Source organism: Bradyrhizobium sp. SZCCHNRI1009, from assembly GCF_032487575.1.
Taxonomy (GTDB): domain Bacteria; phylum Pseudomonadota; class Alphaproteobacteria; order Rhizobiales; family Xanthobacteraceae; genus Bradyrhizobium.
In genome coordinates, this window is the sequence record NZ_JAUEUL010000013.1 from 14,189 (window position 1) to 30,891 (window position 16,703).

Here is a 16,703-nt window from a genome sequence, read left to right on the forward strand (position 1 = left end):
TACATGGCCCGTCTCGAACTCCAATCGGTCGACAAGAGCTTCGGCGCCGCAAGCTGCGCCAAGGGCGTGTCGCTCGCGGTCGAGCCCGGCGAGATCGTCGCGGTGTTCGGCCCGTCCGGGAGCGGCAAGACCGTGCTGCTGCGCATGATCGCCGGCATGTTCGAGCCTGATGCGGGCGACATCCTGGTCGGGGGCCGTTCGATCGTCGATGCGGCGCCGGAGCAGCGCGGCATCGGCATGGCGTTCCAGAACTTTGCGCTGTTTCCGCATATGAGCGCCCGCGACAACATCGCCAGCGGCCTGCGCGCGACGGGGAGCGCCGACGTCGCCGCGAAAGTTGCGGCGATGAGCCGGCTCCTGAAGATCGAGCACGTGCTCGGCCACAAGCCGCGCGAACTGTCCAACGGCCAGAAGCAGCGCACCGCGCTGGCGCGCGCCTTGATCGGCAATCCTGAGGTGCTGCTGCTCGACGATCCCTTGCGCAACGTCGATGCCAAGCTGCGCTACGAGATGCGGCTGGAGCTGCCGAGCCTGCTGCGCCGGAGCTCTGCGGCGGTGCTTTATGTGACGCAGGATTATCGCGAGGCGATGGCGATCGCCGATCGCATTGCCGTGCTGATCAATGGCCGCCTGGTGCAGGTGGCGCGTCCGGAGGAGATCTATGCGCGGCCGGCGTCGGTTGCGGTGGCGTGCCTGTTCGGCGATCCCAGCATCAATCTCTCGGAGGTCGTGCCGGTGGTGGAGCAGGGCCGGTTGATAGCGGCTATCGCCGGGACGCAGGTCCGGCTCGACGTCGACGATTTGCCGGCGGATGCGCGGGAGCGCTGCTGGCTGGGCGTGCGGCCGGACGATGTCGCGGTGACGCGCCATGGCGGTGAAGGCGCGATCCCCGCGCGCACCGTCGCCGTCACTCCGATTCATGAGCGTGCCGTGGTGCTGCTGCGCTTTGCTGACGGATCCGAGTGGCTGGCGGCGCTGGCGCCCGAGGCGCTGGAAGCCGGCGCCGACGAGGACGTGTTCGTGCGGTTCGTGCCTGAAGCGGCGCTGCTGTTCGACCATGCGACGGGAGACCGTATTGGTGTCTTGCCGCGTCGGCAGGCGGCGTGAGGATGTGAGATGGGCATGCTCGAGATCCGCAACGTCGACAAGGTCTATCACAGCCGAGGCAAGGCGCCGGTTCACGCGGTGCGCGCGCTCGACATGGAGGTGAAGGCCGGCGAGATCGTCGCGCTGCTCGGCTCGTCCGGCTGCGGCAAGACCTCGACCTTGCGCATGATCGCCGGCTTCGAGAGTGTGAGCTCTGGATCGATCGCGCTGGCGCAGCGGCCGATCCATGATCTGGCGCCGGCGAAGCGCAGGGTCGCGATGGCGTTCGAAGGCTATTCGCTGTATCCGCCGCTGACGGTGCGCGAGAATATCGCCTTCGCCCTGAAGGCGCAGCAGTTGTCGCGCGTCGAGATCGCCCACCGCGTCGACAGCATCGCCCGCCTGGTCGAGATCGAGGACATTCTCGATCATCATCCGCGCGCGCTCTCCGGCGGCCAGCAGCAGCGGGTGTCGCTGGCGCGGGCGCTGGTGCGCGATGCCGACCTTTATCTGCTCGACGAGCCGATGGGCCAGTTGGAGCCGCAATTGCGCGCGGTGCTGCGCGGCCGCATCAAGGGCCTGCTCGCCGAGCGCTGCATGACCGCGATCTTCGTGACCCATGACCAGACCGAGGCGAGCGCGCTCGCTGATCGCATCGCCGTCATGGAGGATGGCGTGCTGCAGCAGTTCGCTGGGGAACGCGAGCTGAAGAACCGTCCGGCCAATCTGTTCGTCGCGAGCTTCATCGGCGAGCCGCCGATGAATCTGCTGGAGACTGTGGTCACGCAGGACGAAGCGAGGTTTCGCCTGGCGGTGGGTTCCGAGATGGCGTTTGAAATTCCCCGGCAGACGCTGGACGTGACGGGACAAAAGGCATTGGCGCAGGCCGATCGGATCAAGGTCGGCATCCGGCCGCAGCGGATCGCGATCGGCAGCGGCGAGGCGAGGCTGCGCGTGGTCTCCAACCAGTGGCTCGGCGATCAGTCGCACATTGCGGGCGAGTGCGCCGGTCATCTGCTGGTCGCGGTGACATCGAGCAGGGTGGCGGCGCGGCCGGGCGACGTCGTGCCCTGCGCGCTGGAGTCACGCCATCTCCACATATTCGGCGCCGACGGCATCTGCGTCCGCCACGCGGAGGCGCGCTGACCATGACCTCGGCTGCGACCCGCGACGTGATCATCGGCATCGACGCCGGGACCTCGGTGATCAAGGCGGTCGCGTTTGCGCGGGATGGCCGCCAGCTTGGCGAGTTCGCGATTCCGAACAGCTACACCACCTTGCCCGGTGGTCGTGTCGAGCAGGACATGGAGCGGACGTGGACCGACACTGTCGCGGCGTTGCGCGGCCTGGGCGGCGCGCTGCCGGACCTGTCCCGTCGCGTCGCCGCGATCGCCGTGACCGGGCAGGGCGACGGCACCTGGCTGATCGACGCGGACGGCCGTCCAGTCGCGCCCGCGCTGCTTTGGCTCGACTCGCGCGCGGCAGGCTTCGTTGAGACCTTCCGGGGCGGCGAGCGCAACGCCGCGCATTACCTGCGCACCGGATCGGGGCTCAACGCCTGCCAGCAGGGGCCGCAACTGGCCTGGCTGCAGGCGCATGACGCGGAGCTGCTGGGACGCGCGGGCACGGCGTTCCACTGCAAGGATTGGCTCTACTTCAAGCTGACCGGCAAGAGGGCGACCGATCCGTCCGAAGCGACGTTCTCCTGCGGTGACTTTCGCAGGCGCGGCTTCGACGGCGAAGCCGCGCGTCTCGTCGGCATTGCCGATTCCGCGCGCCTGTTTCCAGATGTCGTCGATGGTGTCATGACGACGCATGGCTTGACCGCGGCGGCTGCGGCAGAGACGGGCTTGCCCGATGGCGTGCCGGTGTCGCTCGGCTATGTCGACGTCATCTGCAATGCGCTTGGCGGCGGGCTGTATGATCCCGCACCCGACGTCGGCTGCACCATCATCGGCTCGACCGGCATGCACATGCGGCTGGTGAATGGCGCCGATGCGGTCAAGCTGAACGCCGAGGCGACCGGCTATACGATGCCCTTCCCGGTGCCCGGTCACTATGCGCAGATGCAGTCGACCATGGCCGCGACCTTGAACATCGACTGGCTGCTCGACGTCGCGCGCGGCGTGCTCGCCATGGAAGGCATCGCGAGGTCGCGCAATGATCTGATCCGGCGCCTCGACGAGCACGTACTCGCGGCGAAAGTGGGTGAGCTGCTGTATCATCCGTTCATCTCCGACGCCGGCGAACGCGGCCCCTTCGTGTCCCACGAGGCGTCCGCCCAACTGGTCGGCCTGCGCATCCGCCACGGCTACTGGGATCTGATGCGCGCCGTGATGGAGGGACTGGCCTTCGCCGCACGCGACTGCTACGCGGCGATGGGACCGCTGCCGAGGGAAATTCGCCTGACCGGGGGCGCGGCGCGCAGCCGCGCGCTCGGCGCCATTCTTGGTGCGGCACTTGGCAGCACGATTCGAGTCTGCCGTCGCGAGGAGGCCGGCGCATCGGGCGCGGCGATGATCGCGGCGGTCGCGACCGGGCTCTACCCGGACATGATGGATTGCGCGGAGGAGTGGGTGAGACCGTATCTGGATGAGCCGCAAGCGCCGGATGCGGCGCTGGCGGAACGTTATGCGCAATTGTTCCCGGCCTATGTCGACGCCCGTCTTGCGGCACGGCCGGTCTGGAAGCAGCTCGCCGCGCAGCGCACGGGTGCCGATCATGTCTAGCTCCATCGCCATCATCGGCGACCGCTTCATGCTGCCCTCGGTGTTTGCCGAGCGCATCACCGCCATCTGCGGCGATGGCATCGACATCCGCATGCTCGAGCAGCCCTGGCCGGACGAGCCGATGGAGCACGGCTATGCCGGCTCGAAGCTCGACGGGCTCAAGGAGTTCATGGGCGATCCTGATGAGCTCGCTGAGTTCATCGGCGAGGCGCCCCTGCTGGTCACGCATCTCGCGCCGATCTCGCGCGCGATGCTGCGGCGGCTGCCGAGCCTGAAATTCATCGCGGTGTCGCGCGGCGGCCCGGTCAATATCGACATGCAGGCGGCGCGCGATCACGGCGTGCTCGTCGTCAATACGCCCGGACGCAACGCCAGCGCGGTGGCGGAATTCACCATCGGCGCGATGCTCGCGGAGACCCGGCTGATCCGCAGCGGCCACGAGTCGATGCGGGGCGGCGAGTGGCGCGGCGATCTCTACCGCGCCGATCGCACGGGACGTGAGCTCGGCGAGATGACAGTCGGCATCGTGGGCTATGGCGCGATCGGCACCCGCGTGGTGAAGCTGTTGAAGGCGTTTGGCTGCAAGATCCTGGTGACCGACCCTTACGTCCAGCTCAGCGCGCAGGACCGCAACGACGGGGTCGAGCATGTCGCGCTGGCCGAGCTGCTGTCGCGCGCCGACGTCATCAGCCTGCATGCCCGCGTGACCGCGGAGACCACCGGCTTCATCGATCGCGACGCGCTGGCGAGAATCAAGCCGGGTGCGATCCTGATCAATACGGCCCGCGGGCCCCTGGTCGACTATCACGCGCTCCATGACGCGCTCAGCTCGCAGCGGCTGGCGGGCGCGATGCTCGACACCTTTGCGGTCGAGCCGGTCCCGCCGGACTGGCCGCTGCTGCAGCTCCCCAACGTCACGCTGACGCCGCACATCGCCGGCGCCTCCGTGCGCACCGTCACCTTTGCCGCCGACCAGGCGGCCGAAGAGGTTCGCCGCTATCTGGCCGGCGAGCCGCCGCTCAATCCCTGCTGACGACGAAAGGTTTTCGACATGAATCGCGAGGAACGGCTGATCCGCGAGACCATCATCGCCAAATGCCGATGGATGAATGCGTCGGGGCTGAACCAGGGCACTTCGGGCAACATTTCCGCCCGCTACAAGGACCGCATGCTGATCACGCCATCGGCGACGCCCTATGACTCGATGAAGCCGGAGATGATCGCGGCGATGCCGCTCGAGGGGGACTACGGTTCCTGGGAGGGGCCGTTGAAGCCCTCGACGGAATGGCGCTTTCATCTCGACATCATGCGCGCCCGTCCGGATGTCGGCGGCGTCGTGCACACCCATTCGACCTACGCCACCGTGCTCGCCATCGCGCGCAAGCCGATCCCGGCCTGCCACTACATGATGGCGGCGTTCGGCGGCACCGACATTCGCTGCGCCGGCTATGCGCGGTTCGGCACGGCCGAATTGTCCGAGCTTGCGCTGGAGGCGCTGGAAGGCCGCAACGGCTGCCTGCTGGCCAATCACGGCATGATCGCGGTCGGCGCCAATCTCGACAAGGCGATGTGGCTTGCGGTCGAGCTCGAGACCATCGCGAAGCAGTACTATCTGTCGCTCGCGCTCGGCCAGCCGCACATCCTCGGCGACGCGGAGATCGCCGAGACCGCGCAGGGCTTTTCCACCTATGGCCTGCAGGAGCCCAAGGCGAAAGCGGCGAAGCCGGCCAAGACCGCGACGAAGGCGCGCGCGGCCGCGCGCAGCAAGCCAGAGAAGAAGCGCAGCAGCAAGCGATGAATGCGACGGGCTCACGCAGCGGATCCGATCACGGTCTGTTGGACCTCGCCGTGATCGGCGGCGGCATCAATGGCGCTGGTATCGCCCGTGATGCCGCCGGCCGCGGCCTGAAGGTGCTGCTGTGCGAGAAGGACGATTTTGCCCAGGGCACCTCGTCCCGTTCGGGCAAGCTGATCCATGGCGGTCTGCGCTATCTTGAGTACTACGAATTCCGCCTGGTGCGCGAAGCGCTGATCGAGCGCGAGGTGCTGCTGGCCTCGGCGCCGCACATCATCTGGCCGATGCGCTTCGTGCTGCCGCACTCGCCGGAGCAGCGTCCCGCCTGGCTGGTGCGCACCGGGCTGTTCCTCTATGACCATCTCGGCGGCCGCAAGCAGCTGCCGGCCAGCCGCAACCTCGATCTCGCGCATGAGCCTGAGGGTGCGCCGCTGCGCCCCGAGTTCCGGCGCGGTTTTGAATATTCGGATTGCTGGGTCGACGATGCCCGGCTGGTGATCCTCAATCTCGTCGATGCTGCGCGCAAGGGCGCCATCATCCTGCCGCGCACCCGCGCCGTGAGCGCGCGGCGTGAGGGCGATGCCTGGCGGCTGGAGATGCGCTCCGAGAATGGCGAGGTGCAGATCGTCCGCGCGCGGGCGCTGGTCAACGCCGCGGGGCCATGGGTGCAGGATGTAGTGCAGGGTGTCGCCGGGCTCAACTCCGCGCACAATGTGCGGCTTGTCAAAGGCAGCCATCTCGTGGTGCCAAAATTCTGGAGCGGATCGCAGGCCTATCTGCTGCAGAACACCGACCGCCGCGTCATCTTCGTCAATCCCTATGAGACCGATCTGGCGCTGATTGGGACCACCGACATCGTGCATGATGGCCGCGCAGACGACGTCGCTGTCGATGGTGCTGAGATCGACTATCTGCTCGCGGTGCTCGATCGCTATTTCCGGGCCGCGCCGGGCAAGGGTGATATCATTCACGCCTTCTCCGGGGTGCGGCCGCTCTACGATGACAACGCCGACAATCCGTCGGCAGTGACGCGCGACTACGTGTTCGAGGTGCACGGTGCACCCGGGCAGCCGCCGCTGCTGTCGATCTTCGGCGGCAAGATCACGACGTTTCGCCGGCTCGCCGAGCAGGCGATGGAACGCCTCGCGCCGTGGTTTCCGCAGATGGCGCCGGCATGGACGGCGGGCGCGCGGCTTCCGGGCGGCGATCTCGGCGCGCCGTTCGATCGGTTCCTTGCCGATCTCGCCGGCGCGTATCCGGGATTGCCGCGCGATGTGGTAGCACATTATGCGCGGCTCTACGGCACCCGTGCGCGCGATCTGCTCGGAGCGTCCCGCAACGTAGGCGATCTCGGCCGCCATTTCGGTGCCTCCTTCTATGAGCGCGAGCTCGTTTTCCTGCGCGAGCAGGAGTGGGCCGTCACGGCCGCCGACATCCTGGACCGGCGTACCAAGCATGGCCTGCATCTGAGCCGCGCCGAGCGCGAGGCGTTCGAGCTCCAGCTTTGATCGTGTCTTGACGCGTCGAGCCTCTCCGCGACCGCCGCAGCCCCTGGCGGGTGCCGATGACACGCCCCGGCAAACCGTGCTATCGAGCGCCCGCGATATGGATCGCGACGCGCCTGGAGACGCGGAATTCGGCACAATCCGGACCTTCGCCGATGCTTGACGCGCCGATCGATTCACAATCAAACCGCCCGACGACCTCCTGAATGCGACGCCATGCCGGACCAGATCAAAGCGAGAGCCGACCATCGGCGCGGTCCGCGGCAGGCAGGCATCGTCGACGCCTGGACGAGGTTCGCGTCCGGCTCCTGGATGGACCGGCGCTGGACTCCCTGGATCATCGTGCTGAGTGGCCTCGTGCTGGCGCTGCTGTGTGATGCCTTCGTGGCGCACATGCTTTCCGTCAACTATCGGGAGACCTATCGGACGACCGAGGCCGCCAACGGCGATCTCGCCCGCGCGCTCGAAGAATACATGTTGCGCAACATCCAGGGCGTCGACGTGCTCTTGAACACGACGATCGACAGTCTCAAGCAGGACCCATCGCTGCTCACCGCCGGCAATCCGGCCCTGATCAACGAGTTGAAGCGCAGGGTGGTGCCGTACCCCGCCGCGGGCGGCATCGTCGTGCTGGATGCGGACGGCAATCTGCTCGGCGACAGCGCCGGCAACGGAGTTCCCGGCCGCGAGAACAATTTCGCCGATCGGGCCTATTACAAGGTCCAGCGCGATGACCCCGGCAGCGGTCTGTTCATCGACGTGCCGGTGGCCTCGCGCGTGAACAGGGGTCTGTTCATCGCGGTCAGCCGCGCCTTTATGATGCCGGACGGACGATTTGCCGGCGTGATCGTCGTGGCTGTCGACTACGAGAATCTGCGGCAGTTCTTCCTGTCGCTGAACGTCGGGCAGCGCGGAACGGTGACGCTCTATCGCGACGACGGCACGATCCTGCTGCGCACGCCGCATGCCGACGATTTCGCCGGCCGCAACGTCCGGTCCAATCGCCTGTTCAGTCTCTATCTGCCGCGGGCGCCTCACGGCAGCTTCGAGGGCAGCGGCATGACGGACGGAACGTCGCGGAGCATCAGCTATCGCCGCGTCGCCGGCCTGCCGTTGGTGGTGACCGTGGCGCGCGACCCGATCGAATATCTGGCCGGCTGGAAGAACAATGCGCTGTACTACAGCGCCATCGCCGCCGGGCTCAATCTGCTGATCGCGGGGTTCGGCCTCGTCCTGGCGCGGCAATGGCGGCTGCGCGCGGCCTCCGAGCAGGCGCTGCGCGACAATTTCGAGCAGCATCTGCTGGTGACGGAGAACGTGCCCGCGCTGATCGTCCAGGTCGGCGCCGATGGTGACATCCGCTATGCCAACCGCGTCGCGCGCGAATGGTATGCGCAGCCGCCCAGCGGGATCGGCCGCAGCCGCCGGATCGACGACTACATCGATCCGGCCCGGCGCGGCGAGGTGAGGCCGAAGATCGAGGCCGCGCTGGCCGGCCGGACCGCGGGCGGCGAGGAGAAGATCGCGTTTCCCGACGGCCGCGAACGCTGGTGCGAGACCATCCGGGTGCCGGATCGCAGCCAGGACGGCACGGTGCGCGGCTATTTCGTGCTGTCGGTCGACATCACCGAGCGCAAGCGCATCGAGGACGAGCTGCGGCAGGCGCAGAAGATGGAGGCCATTGGCCAGTTGGCGGGCGGCATCGCGCACGACTCCAACAACATGCTGGCGGCGACGCTCGGCAATCTCGATCTGCTGCTCGACGCGCTCCCGCCCGGCGAGAGCTCGCGCCGCAGCATGGTCGAGCGGGCGATCGAGGCGGCGGAGCGGGTCGCCGATCTCAACCGCCGCCTGCTGGCCTTCGCCCGCAAGCAGGCGCTGCAGCCGCAGGTCACCGACGTGAACCAGCTCGTCAGCGGGATGACGACCATCCTGCAGCGGACGCTCGGCGAGAACATCGAGATCGCATTGGCGCAGGACCCGCTGCTGTGGCACTGCCTGATCGACCCGACCCAATTGCAGAACGCGCTGCTCAATCTGGCGCTCAATGCGCGGGATGCGATGGACGGCGGCGGGCGCCTGACGATCACGACGACGAATGCCGTGCTCGACCAGCCGCTCGACGACGGCGACGAGCGCATCATGCCCGGCGACTACGTGACGATCGCGGTGTCGGACATGGGAGCCGGCATGCCGCCCGAGATCGCGCGCCGCGCCTTCGAGCCGTTCTTCACCACCAAGGAGTTCGGCAAGGGCAGCGGCCTCGGCCTCAGCATGGTCTATGGCTTTGCGCGGCAGTCGGGCGGCACGGTGCTGATCGACAGCCGGGTGGCGGAAGGCACCTGCGTCACGCTGTATCTGCCGAGCGCGGGGCCGGGCGTCGGCAGTCGCGCGCGCGCCGGTGCGGCGCGGCTGGCGCGGCCGCAGACCGGCGAACGGATCCTCGTCGTCGAGGACAATCCGCTGGTCGGCGCGATGGCATCGACCATGCTGACCTCGATGGGCTACGGCCCGGTTGTCGTCACCCATGCGATGGCCGCGATCACCGCGCTGGAGCGGCCGGATCCGTTCGCGCTGCTGCTGACCGACATTCTGCTGCCGGATGCCATGACCGGCATCGACCTCGCGCGCGAGGTGCGCCGCAGATGGCCGGAGCTGCCGATCGTCTTCATGTCCGGCTTCGCCGATCCCTCGCTGGTGCCGGAGGAACTCCGGGCGACGACCGCGCTGCTCGCCAAGCCGTTCCGGCTCGGCCAATTGTCGGAAGCGATCGTGTCGGCCCTGGCCGGCCGGAAGGCGATCTGAGCCCGCGGCGATCATGCGGGGAGCGATCCATCATTCGTCCGATCGTCGGCGCCGTCCGGGCAAGTCGTCTCCGCCTCGCGGCGCGCGATGCGTCCGAGCTGTGCCGGTCGTTTCGCCCTCGAAAGCCGAGGGCGCGGGGAATGCCGGGTGCTGGCCGCACCCATGGCCCGCCTGCGAACAAGAATGCAGGCGGCAGGAACCACAGGTTCAGCCGAGGCATCCCGGCATTCCCCGCGCGATGGTTTTGACGGCTTATACGTCCTCTCCCCGGGGACCGGCTGTCTTGCCCCCGTCGCCCGCGCAACGCGAACGCGTTGTCGCGCGCTTGGCCTCAGCACCGGGAGGCCAGGACCCTACGATTTCGCCGGCGCAACGGCTTCGTTCGTCCGCATGACCTTCGTCACGCTGCGAGCCGCTGCGCCCACCGCATCCCACCCCGCGTGCCGTGACGATCGCGATACGCCCCTCGTGCCGAGGCGGGATGGGGAGATACAATCATGATTTCCGATAAAGCGAAAGAGGAATATTTTTCGCGCGGGGACTGGACAGGGGTGATGTAATTGAGCCGGCGGATGAAAAGAGAATTTCGGCGCAGGCGACCCCCACCGCGAAACCAGCCGGACTTCCGTCTAATTACGATGCGACCGGCCGCGAGATGATCGACGCCGTCCGCCGCGTCGTCGGCCGTCCCGACCTGCCGGTGAAGCCGTTCCCGTGGATCACGCTCTGGTTCGCGGCGTCGTTCGTGCGCTTCATGCGCGAGGCGATCGAAATGCGCTGGCTGTGGAAGCAGAGCCTCGCGCTGGACAATGGCAGGCTGGCCAGCCTGCTCGGCGCGAGTCGCATACGCCCCTCGATGATGCGGTGAGGGCGGCACTCGTGCCCATCACCTGAACCATTCACTCGCGAAAGGAGCGACCGTGATCACCGCATTGTTTGCGGCGCCGCTGACACGCGCCCAGTGTCTCATGCTTGTCCTGCTCATCGCGGCGCAGGTCGCACTCTTTGTTGCTCTGCTGATCGCGCCTGGCCAGGTTATCAACTGGTCATCCAGTCTGCGCCCGCCTGGCGCGGAAGCTCTGCCGCTGGTCGTGCGCAACCTTTCAGCCATGAAGGCCGGCTACTGGCGCGATGTCCTGAAGGCCTCCACTATGGTTCACGCCGTCTGTAAAGCAGCGCTCGACCCGCGGGGACGAGTTGCAGCAGAAGGTCGTAATCCGCGACGTTCGCGGTAAGGACGACCAAACCGAGCTTCTGGGCCTGAAGAAACAGCACACTGTCCTGAAGTGCGCGCAGCTTACCGTCTCGTTCGTAACTCTGAAGACGGCAAAGGATACCCGAAAGGAGTGCTGCGCGCCCGAGCGTGTCGCCATCAGGTGCAAAGGTGCGATGGGGTGGCATCGCTTTGATGTGCTTTCCGATCACATCGATGACCGGGGCTGTGCGCGGATCAGAGGGGTTCAATACGCCGACCGTGTGCATCAACTCTTGAATCGCAACTGTTGAGTGATTCACTTGCCGATGTGCGATCAGATCGTCGAGAATCGGAGGTGATCGATCCTGCATCTGGTCGATGTAGACGCAGGTGTCGAGCAAAAGCCCCTGTCCAGCGATCAGGGTCGCGTCAACAAATGGTAGTTGGTCATCACTTCTTCGGGGCAGCGTTTTCCACGGGTCGAACCGCGCCCATCGTCGTGCGGCATCGAAATCGAACGCCGCCACGTCAAAAACCGAGCTTCAGCTTCGGATCCGCCGTACCACGCGACCGTTTGAACACATCTGCGAAGTTGTCCTCAAGCGCGACCGTTGCGAGGGCAAATTCGATCAAGTCCGTATCCGTCTCGATGCCCGTTTGCCGCTTCGCTTGGCGGACAAGTGCAGAACTCACCCGGCCGCCGATACGACCTTGTTTGTCTTTCAGCAGACCCGACCGCTCGGCTGCCCGCATCACCGCCTCGAACCGCGTCTCGCTCCCGGCGAACTGGCCAGTTGCCGCTTCGCGGTGAATCCGCGAACTGCTGCCTGCCGCGCCCTTATCTCGGCGGGTTGGTGATTTGCCTGCGGGGGATTTGGTCATGGACGCTTCGATCATGTTAGACAAAAGCTGCTGTTGTTCAACGTAGCACTTCACCACACGGATATCAACGGAGCAGCAGACCGCTCCGCCCTCACTCCACCGCATCTTTCTTAGCGATCCTGTGCAGTTGCTCGAACAGATCCGACTGCTCGCTCGTACACAGGCACACGCCCTGCGCCGACGCCGCTTCGCCGGCGTTGAGGTAGGCGTGGCCCATGGTGCTGTCGATGTAGATGCCGTCGCCTTCGTTGAGGATCTCCGGGGCGTAGAACTCGGTGTGCACGGCGATGGTGCCGCGGGTGACGAGGAAATACTCCTCGCCGCTGTGGCGGAGCAGGGGGCCGAACTCCTCGAGCGTGCGGGCGCGCACCTCGGCGATCATCGGCACCATGCGCTTTCCGATCAGGTCGGTGCACTGATAGGTGTAGGTGTAGAATCGGGTGTTGACGATCTGGCCCTGGCCGGCGCGGCTGACGCTGCGGCGGGCGGTCACCGGGCGGCCCGGCTCGGGGCGCGGCGAAGCAGGGCTGAACAGCTCGGCGATGTCCATCTGCAAGCCCGAGGTGAGCTGCAGCAGCTTGTCATAGGTCAGCGACATCAGGCCGTTCTCGACCTTGGACAGCGTCGACAGCGCCATCCCCGTTTTCTCGGCGACCTGCTTCAGCGTCAGGCCGCGCGCCTGCCGGGCCGCCTTCAGGCACTGGCCGAGCTGGGAGTGCGGGCCTTCGGCTGAAACGCTGATGGCAGTGTCTGTCAAAGCGATCTCCGGAAAATCCGTTAGCGGATCAGGCGTGCCGATGGCCGGGGCAGTTCGGGCAATCTCGCCCCAAAGCGCAGGAAATTCAATTGTGTGCTCCGACGTCCGAAGGTCATGCGTGGACAGCGGTGGAACAATGCGTTTTCAGGTCGTGCATTCGATTTCTTATATGCTAAATAGTTTTCCGAAACGGAAAAGAGAAGCCCTGTGGAATCGATTTGCGACGAGACCGCCGTCGAGCTGGTCAAGCTGCTGAAAACAAAGGCGATCTCCCCGGTTGCGCTGCTCGACTCGTGTCTGGAACGGATCGCGGCGGTGAACCCGGCGGTCAACGCGGTGGTGACCCTGGATGAATCTGGCGCCCGGGCGGCCGCCAAGCGCGCCGAGGCCGAGATCGTCAGGGGCGAGGACAGGGGGCCGCTGCACGGCCTGCCCGTGCTGATCAAGGACACCCAGGACACCGCCGGGATGCGCTCGACCTATGGCAGCCCGATCCTGGCCGATAATGTCCCGGCCGTCGACCAGGCCTCGGTGGGCCGGCTGCGCGCGGCCGGCGCGATCATCTTCGGCAAGACCAACACGCCGGAATGGGCGGCGGGGGGCAACACCCGCAATCCCGTGTTCGGCGCCACCGGAAACCCGTTCGATCCCACGCGCTCGGCCGCCGGCTCCTCCGGCGGTTCGGCGGTCGCGCTCGCCTGCGGCATGGCCCCGCTGGCCTCCGGCTCCGACACCGGCGGGTCCTTGCGCAATCCGGCCGGCTTCTCTGGCATTGTTGGGATGCGGCCGTCCTACGGCCTCGTCGCCAGCGAGAAGCGCGCCCATGGCTGGTCGTGCCTGTCGACCGACGGGCCGATGGCGCGCGACGTCGCCGACACCGCGCTGATGCTGTCGGTGATGGCAAGCGACGATGCGCGCGATCCGCTCGCCTACACCTTGCCCGGCGAGGCCGTGCGCGGCGCGCCAGCGCGCTGGGCGGTGCCGCCAGCGGTGGAACTGAACAAGCTCAGGCTCGCCTTCACCGAGGATTTCGGCTTCGCGCCGACCGAACAACTGATCCGCCGCGCCTTCCGTGCGCGCGTGTCGCGCATCGCGCCGCTGTTTGCCGAGACGCACGAGGGCGCGCCGGATTGCAGCGGGGCCGACGAGACCTTTGCGGTGCTGCGCGCCTCGCTGTTCCTCACCCAGCACGGCAGGAATTTTCGCGAAAGGCCCGACATGCTCGGGCCGAACGTGCGCGCCAATGTCGAGGAGGGGCTCGGCTACAGCCTCGAGGATTTCTCGCGCGCGAGCGCCAACCAGACCCGGATCTATCGCGCCTATCAGAGCTTCTTCACCAGCCACGACGTGCTGATCAGCCCGACCATCACCTTGAGCCCGCGGCCCTGGGCAGAGCTCTATCCGGCCGAGATCGACGGCGTGCCGACGCGGTCCTACTTCCACTGGCTGGCGCTCGCCTATGCGGTGACCCTGGCCGGGCATCCCGCGCTCAGCCTGCCGCTCGGCCTCGACGACAACGGCCTGCCGTTCGGCCTGCAGATCGTCGGCCCGCGCGGCGGCGATGCGCTGGTGCTCGGCGTGGCCGCGGCGCTGGAAGCCGCCTTTGCCGATGACGCCGAGCTTCGCCGTCCGCGGCCGGATCTCGCAAGGCTCGCGTCGCTGCCGCCGCTGGCGCAGACGCCGGGCTTCATGGCGTGGGATTGAGGCGGCCCTCATGATCACTACATCCTGGAGCGACTAACGATGTCCGACGCCCCCTCATGGCCGTTCTCGCTGGTGCGCCGCGCCGGCGGCCTGGTGTTCCTGTCCGGCGAAGTGCCGGTCGCCGATGACGGCAGCATTCCCGAAGGGATCGCGGCGCAGACCGACCTCGTCTTCAAGCACATCGCGGAAACGCTGGCCGGCGAAGGCCTGACGCTCGACGACATCGTGTCCTGCATGGTGCACCTCGCCGACAAGGCGGATTTCGCCGCCTACAACGAAGCCTATCGCAGGCACTTCAAGGATCCGCTGCCGGTCCGTACCACGGTGCAGGCGCAGATGATCGCGGATGTGAAGATCGAGGTTACCGTCGTCGCGGCGGCGCGGACCTGAGGTAGGAGTGATGACGATGCGAAGCGCGATCGTTCTCGGTGGCGGCATGGTTGGCGTCGGCACGGCGCTGCATCTGCAGAGCCGCGGCTGGTCAGTGGCGCTGGTCGACCGCAGGGAGCCGGGCCGCGAGACCAGCTATGGCAATGCCGGCATCATCCAGAGCGAGGCCGTCCGGCCCTACGCGATGCCCTATGATCTCGCCGGCGTGCTCGACATCGCGCTGGCGCGCACCAACGACGTGCACTACAGCCTCGCGGCGCTGCCCTATCACGTCCGGCCGCTGCTGCAATATTGGTGGAATTCGTTTCCCGCCCGCCACGAGGTGCTGACGCGCACCTATGCGCAACTGATCGCGCGCGCCGCGCCCGAGCACGAGCCGCTGATCCTCGCGGCCGGCGCCGGCAACCTCGTGCGCCGCGACGGTTTTCGCGTGCTGCATCGGACTCAAGCGCAGTTCGACAAGGAGGCCCGGGAGGCCGAGGCGGTCGGCAAGGCGTTCGGCGTCAAGTTCAAGCTCTTGAGCGCGCAGCAGCTCAAGCAGGCCGAGCCCGGGCTGATCGACAGCGGCATCGGCGGCCTGCACTGGCAGGAGCCGTGGACCGTGTCCGATCCCGGCAGCCTCGTCGCCTCCTATGCCGAGCTGTTCACGCGCCGCGGCGGCAAGCTGCTGCGCGGTGACGCGACCACGCTCGCGCAGGCGGGCAGCGGCTGGGCCGTCACCACCGCGGAGGGACGCATCGAGGCCGAGGCCGTGGTGGTCGCGCTCGGGCCGTGGTCGCCGGAGTTCCTGACGCGGTTCGGCTACGACATCCCGATGGTGCGCAAGCGCGGCTATCACCGTCACTACACCGGCGGCGCGCCGCTCGATCTGCCGCTGCGCGATGCGGCGCGCGGCTATCTGATGAACCCGATGGCGCTCGGCGTGCGCATCACGACCGGCGCCGAGCTGTCATCGCCGAATGCGAAATCGACCCCGGTTCAGCTCGGCAAGGCCGAGGCTGCCGCGCGCCAGCTCATCGATCTCGGCAAGCCGGTCGAGCCCGAGCCGTGGATCGGCACGCGGCCGTGCATGCCCGACATGCTGCCGGTGGTCGGCCAGGCGGCGCGTCACAAGGGCCTGTGGCTGCATTTCGGCCACGGCCACCAGGGCTTCACGCTGGGGCCTGCGACCGGCCGCATCCTCGCCGAGCTGATGAGCGGCGAGGCGCCGAGCGTCGACGTCGCCGCCTGCGCGCCGGCCCGGTTCGGCGCATAGTGCGGGAGCCGCTACAGCCCTGCAATTGCAGGCTGCAGCGGCGCCCGCCGGGCAGTCCCTTGTTTACCAAGCGGGCCTGTTCTGGCGCTGCAAAATCTCCACTTCACGAATTCGCAAGCCCGCTCTCCTAGGGTGACGCCGGTTGGACCAGGACGCGGGGGCGAAACGCGTTTCGTGAGTTCTGTCGTCGGCCAGTGATCCGAACATCATGTGGGGGAGCAGATGAACTTCACGGGCCTCGTGTACCGCTTCGTCTCGAATTTCGTATTTCTCGCGGCCGTCTATCTCAGCCTGAACTACGTCGAGAAGTACCAGAACCGCGCCGTGCTGGCGCTGGTGGTGCTGATCTATGCCGGCATGCGCGCCGTCACGGTGGTGCGCACCTTCCACTTCTTCGGACGGATCGAGAAGATGGAGTCGGACGTTCGCCGTCTGGCCGGCATGCTCGGCGACGGGCCGGTCGGGCAGGTGGTCAGCAGGCAGGTGGTGTCCGACGTCGGATCGCTGCGCAAGGACGGCGAGAAGAAGTCCTACATGGACCTGTTCTTCCTGGCGGCCGCCGTCATCCTCTGCGTCAGCAAGCTGGTCTCGAACTGATCG

The 16,703-nt window shown here is 67.1% G+C and carries 15 protein-coding genes; 12 read left to right on the forward strand and 3 right to left on the reverse strand.

The annotated features are described in order from the left end of the window. Positions 1-3: 3 nt before the first annotated feature. The 8 genes from QX010_RS21700 to QX010_RS21735 all read left to right on the forward strand — a co-directional run bounded on the left by QX010_RS21700 (position 4) and on the right by QX010_RS21735 (position 10,788). A complete protein-coding gene (locus QX010_RS21700; protein WP_316181786.1) occupies positions 4-1,107 on the forward strand; it encodes an ABC transporter ATP-binding protein in 1,104 nt (367 codons plus the stop codon). A 15-nt stretch (positions 1,108-1,122) separates the two neighbouring features. Beyond that, positions 1,123-2,232 (forward strand): ABC transporter ATP-binding protein, encoded by a 1,110-nt coding sequence (locus QX010_RS21705; RefSeq protein ID WP_316181919.1) that lies wholly within the window; start codon positions 1,123-1,125, stop codon positions 2,230-2,232. 2 nt (positions 2,233-2,234) lie between these two features. Next, on the forward strand, positions 2,235-3,815 hold the full coding sequence (locus QX010_RS21710) for an FGGY-family carbohydrate kinase (RefSeq protein WP_316181788.1): 1,581 nt from the start codon (positions 2,235-2,237) through the stop codon (positions 3,813-3,815). Continuing rightward, the gene (locus QX010_RS21715) at positions 3,808-4,848 is read left to right on the forward strand and encodes a 2-hydroxyacid dehydrogenase (protein WP_316181789.1); all 1,041 of its coding nucleotides are present in this window, start codon (positions 3,808-3,810) and stop codon (positions 4,846-4,848) included. The genes QX010_RS21710 and QX010_RS21715 overlap by 8 nt, the downstream gene beginning before the upstream one ends. 18 nt (positions 4,849-4,866) lie before the next feature. Further along, a complete protein-coding gene (locus QX010_RS21720) occupies positions 4,867-5,613 on the forward strand; it encodes a class II aldolase/adducin family protein (protein ID WP_316181791.1) in 747 nt (248 codons plus the stop codon). Further along, positions 5,610-7,118, forward strand: coding sequence for a glycerol-3-phosphate dehydrogenase (locus tag QX010_RS21725; protein WP_316181792.1), 1,509 nt, complete (start codon positions 5,610-5,612; stop codon positions 7,116-7,118). The genes QX010_RS21720 and QX010_RS21725 overlap by 4 nt, the downstream gene beginning before the upstream one ends. Before the next feature lie 213 nt (positions 7,119-7,331). Then, entirely contained in the window at positions 7,332-9,920 is a 2,589-nt protein-coding gene (locus QX010_RS21730) for an ATP-binding protein (RefSeq protein ID WP_410051970.1), read from the forward strand. A gap of 655 nt (positions 9,921-10,575) precedes the next feature. Further along, entirely contained in the window at positions 10,576-10,788 is a 213-nt protein-coding gene (locus tag QX010_RS21735; protein WP_316181793.1) for a hypothetical protein, read from the forward strand. A gap of 281 nt (positions 10,789-11,069) precedes the next feature. Here the strand turns inward: QX010_RS21735 and QX010_RS21740 are convergent, their stop codons facing one another. The 3 genes from QX010_RS21740 to QX010_RS21750 all read right to left on the reverse strand — a co-directional run bounded on the left by QX010_RS21740 (position 11,070) and on the right by QX010_RS21750 (position 12,754). Further along, a complete protein-coding gene (locus QX010_RS21740; protein ID WP_315804157.1) occupies positions 11,070-11,642 on the reverse strand; it encodes a DNA-binding protein in 573 nt (190 codons plus the stop codon). A 1-nt stretch (position 11,643) separates the two neighbouring features. Then, positions 11,644-11,997: a hypothetical protein gene (locus QX010_RS21745; RefSeq protein ID WP_316181794.1), complete on the reverse strand. Its 354-nt coding sequence runs from the start codon at positions 11,995-11,997 to the stop codon at positions 11,644-11,646. A 91-nt stretch (positions 11,998-12,088) separates the two neighbouring features. Next, the gene (locus QX010_RS21750; RefSeq protein WP_316181795.1) at positions 12,089-12,754 is read right to left on the reverse strand and encodes an XRE family transcriptional regulator; all 666 of its coding nucleotides are present in this window, start codon (positions 12,752-12,754) and stop codon (positions 12,089-12,091) included. Positions 12,755-12,961: 207 nt separating this feature from the next. Here QX010_RS21750 and QX010_RS21755 point away from each other — a divergent pair, with 207 nt between their 5' ends. The 4 genes from QX010_RS21755 (at position 12,962) to QX010_RS21770 (ending at position 16,700) form a co-directional block, all read left to right on the forward strand. After that, positions 12,962-14,458: an amidase gene (locus QX010_RS21755; protein ID WP_316181796.1), complete on the forward strand. Its 1,497-nt coding sequence runs from the start codon at positions 12,962-12,964 to the stop codon at positions 14,456-14,458. Between the two features lie 39 nt (positions 14,459-14,497). Further along, a complete protein-coding gene (locus tag QX010_RS21760) occupies positions 14,498-14,848 on the forward strand; it encodes a RidA family protein (RefSeq protein ID WP_315804153.1) in 351 nt (116 codons plus the stop codon). 16 nt (positions 14,849-14,864) lie between these two features. Continuing rightward, positions 14,865-16,103 (forward strand): FAD-binding oxidoreductase, encoded by a 1,239-nt coding sequence (locus QX010_RS21765; RefSeq protein ID WP_315804152.1) that lies wholly within the window; start codon positions 14,865-14,867, stop codon positions 16,101-16,103. A gap of 222 nt (positions 16,104-16,325) precedes the next feature. After that, entirely contained in the window at positions 16,326-16,700 is a 375-nt protein-coding gene (locus QX010_RS21770; protein ID WP_315804151.1) for a hypothetical protein, read from the forward strand. Positions 16,701-16,703 lie beyond the last annotated feature (3 nt).

What these genes read in the sequence shown, in the direction of transcription:
- QX010_RS21700 (WP_316181786.1), top strand. Translation starts at nt 4, where the DNA reads ATGGCCCGTCTCGAACTCCAATCGGTCGACAAGAGCTTCGGCGCCGCA.
- QX010_RS21705 (WP_316181919.1), top strand. Translation starts at nt 1,123, where the DNA reads ATGCTCGAGATCCGCAACGTCGACAAGGTCTATCACAGCCGAGGCAAG.
- QX010_RS21710 (WP_316181788.1), top strand. Translation starts at nt 2,235, where the DNA reads ATGACCTCGGCTGCGACCCGCGACGTGATCATCGGCATCGACGCCGGG.
- QX010_RS21715 (WP_316181789.1), top strand. Translation starts at nt 3,808, where the DNA reads ATGTCTAGCTCCATCGCCATCATCGGCGACCGCTTCATGCTGCCCTCG.
- QX010_RS21720 (WP_316181791.1), top strand. Translation starts at nt 4,867, where the DNA reads ATGAATCGCGAGGAACGGCTGATCCGCGAGACCATCATCGCCAAATGC.
- QX010_RS21725 (WP_316181792.1), top strand. Translation starts at nt 5,610, where the DNA reads ATGAATGCGACGGGCTCACGCAGCGGATCCGATCACGGTCTGTTGGAC.
- QX010_RS21730 (WP_410051970.1), top strand. Translation starts at nt 7,332, where the DNA reads ATGCCGGACCAGATCAAAGCGAGAGCCGACCATCGGCGCGGTCCGCGG.
- QX010_RS21735 (WP_316181793.1), top strand. Translation starts at nt 10,576, where the DNA reads ATGATCGACGCCGTCCGCCGCGTCGTCGGCCGTCCCGACCTGCCGGTG.
- QX010_RS21745 (WP_316181794.1), bottom strand. Translation starts at nt 11,997, where the DNA reads ATGACCAAATCCCCCGCAGGCAAATCACCAACCCGCCGAGATAAGGGC.
- QX010_RS21760 (WP_315804153.1), top strand. Translation starts at nt 14,498, where the DNA reads ATGTCCGACGCCCCCTCATGGCCGTTCTCGCTGGTGCGCCGCGCCGGC.
- QX010_RS21765 (WP_315804152.1), top strand. Translation starts at nt 14,865, where the DNA reads ATGCGAAGCGCGATCGTTCTCGGTGGCGGCATGGTTGGCGTCGGCACG.
- QX010_RS21770 (WP_315804151.1), top strand. Translation starts at nt 16,326, where the DNA reads ATGAACTTCACGGGCCTCGTGTACCGCTTCGTCTCGAATTTCGTATTT.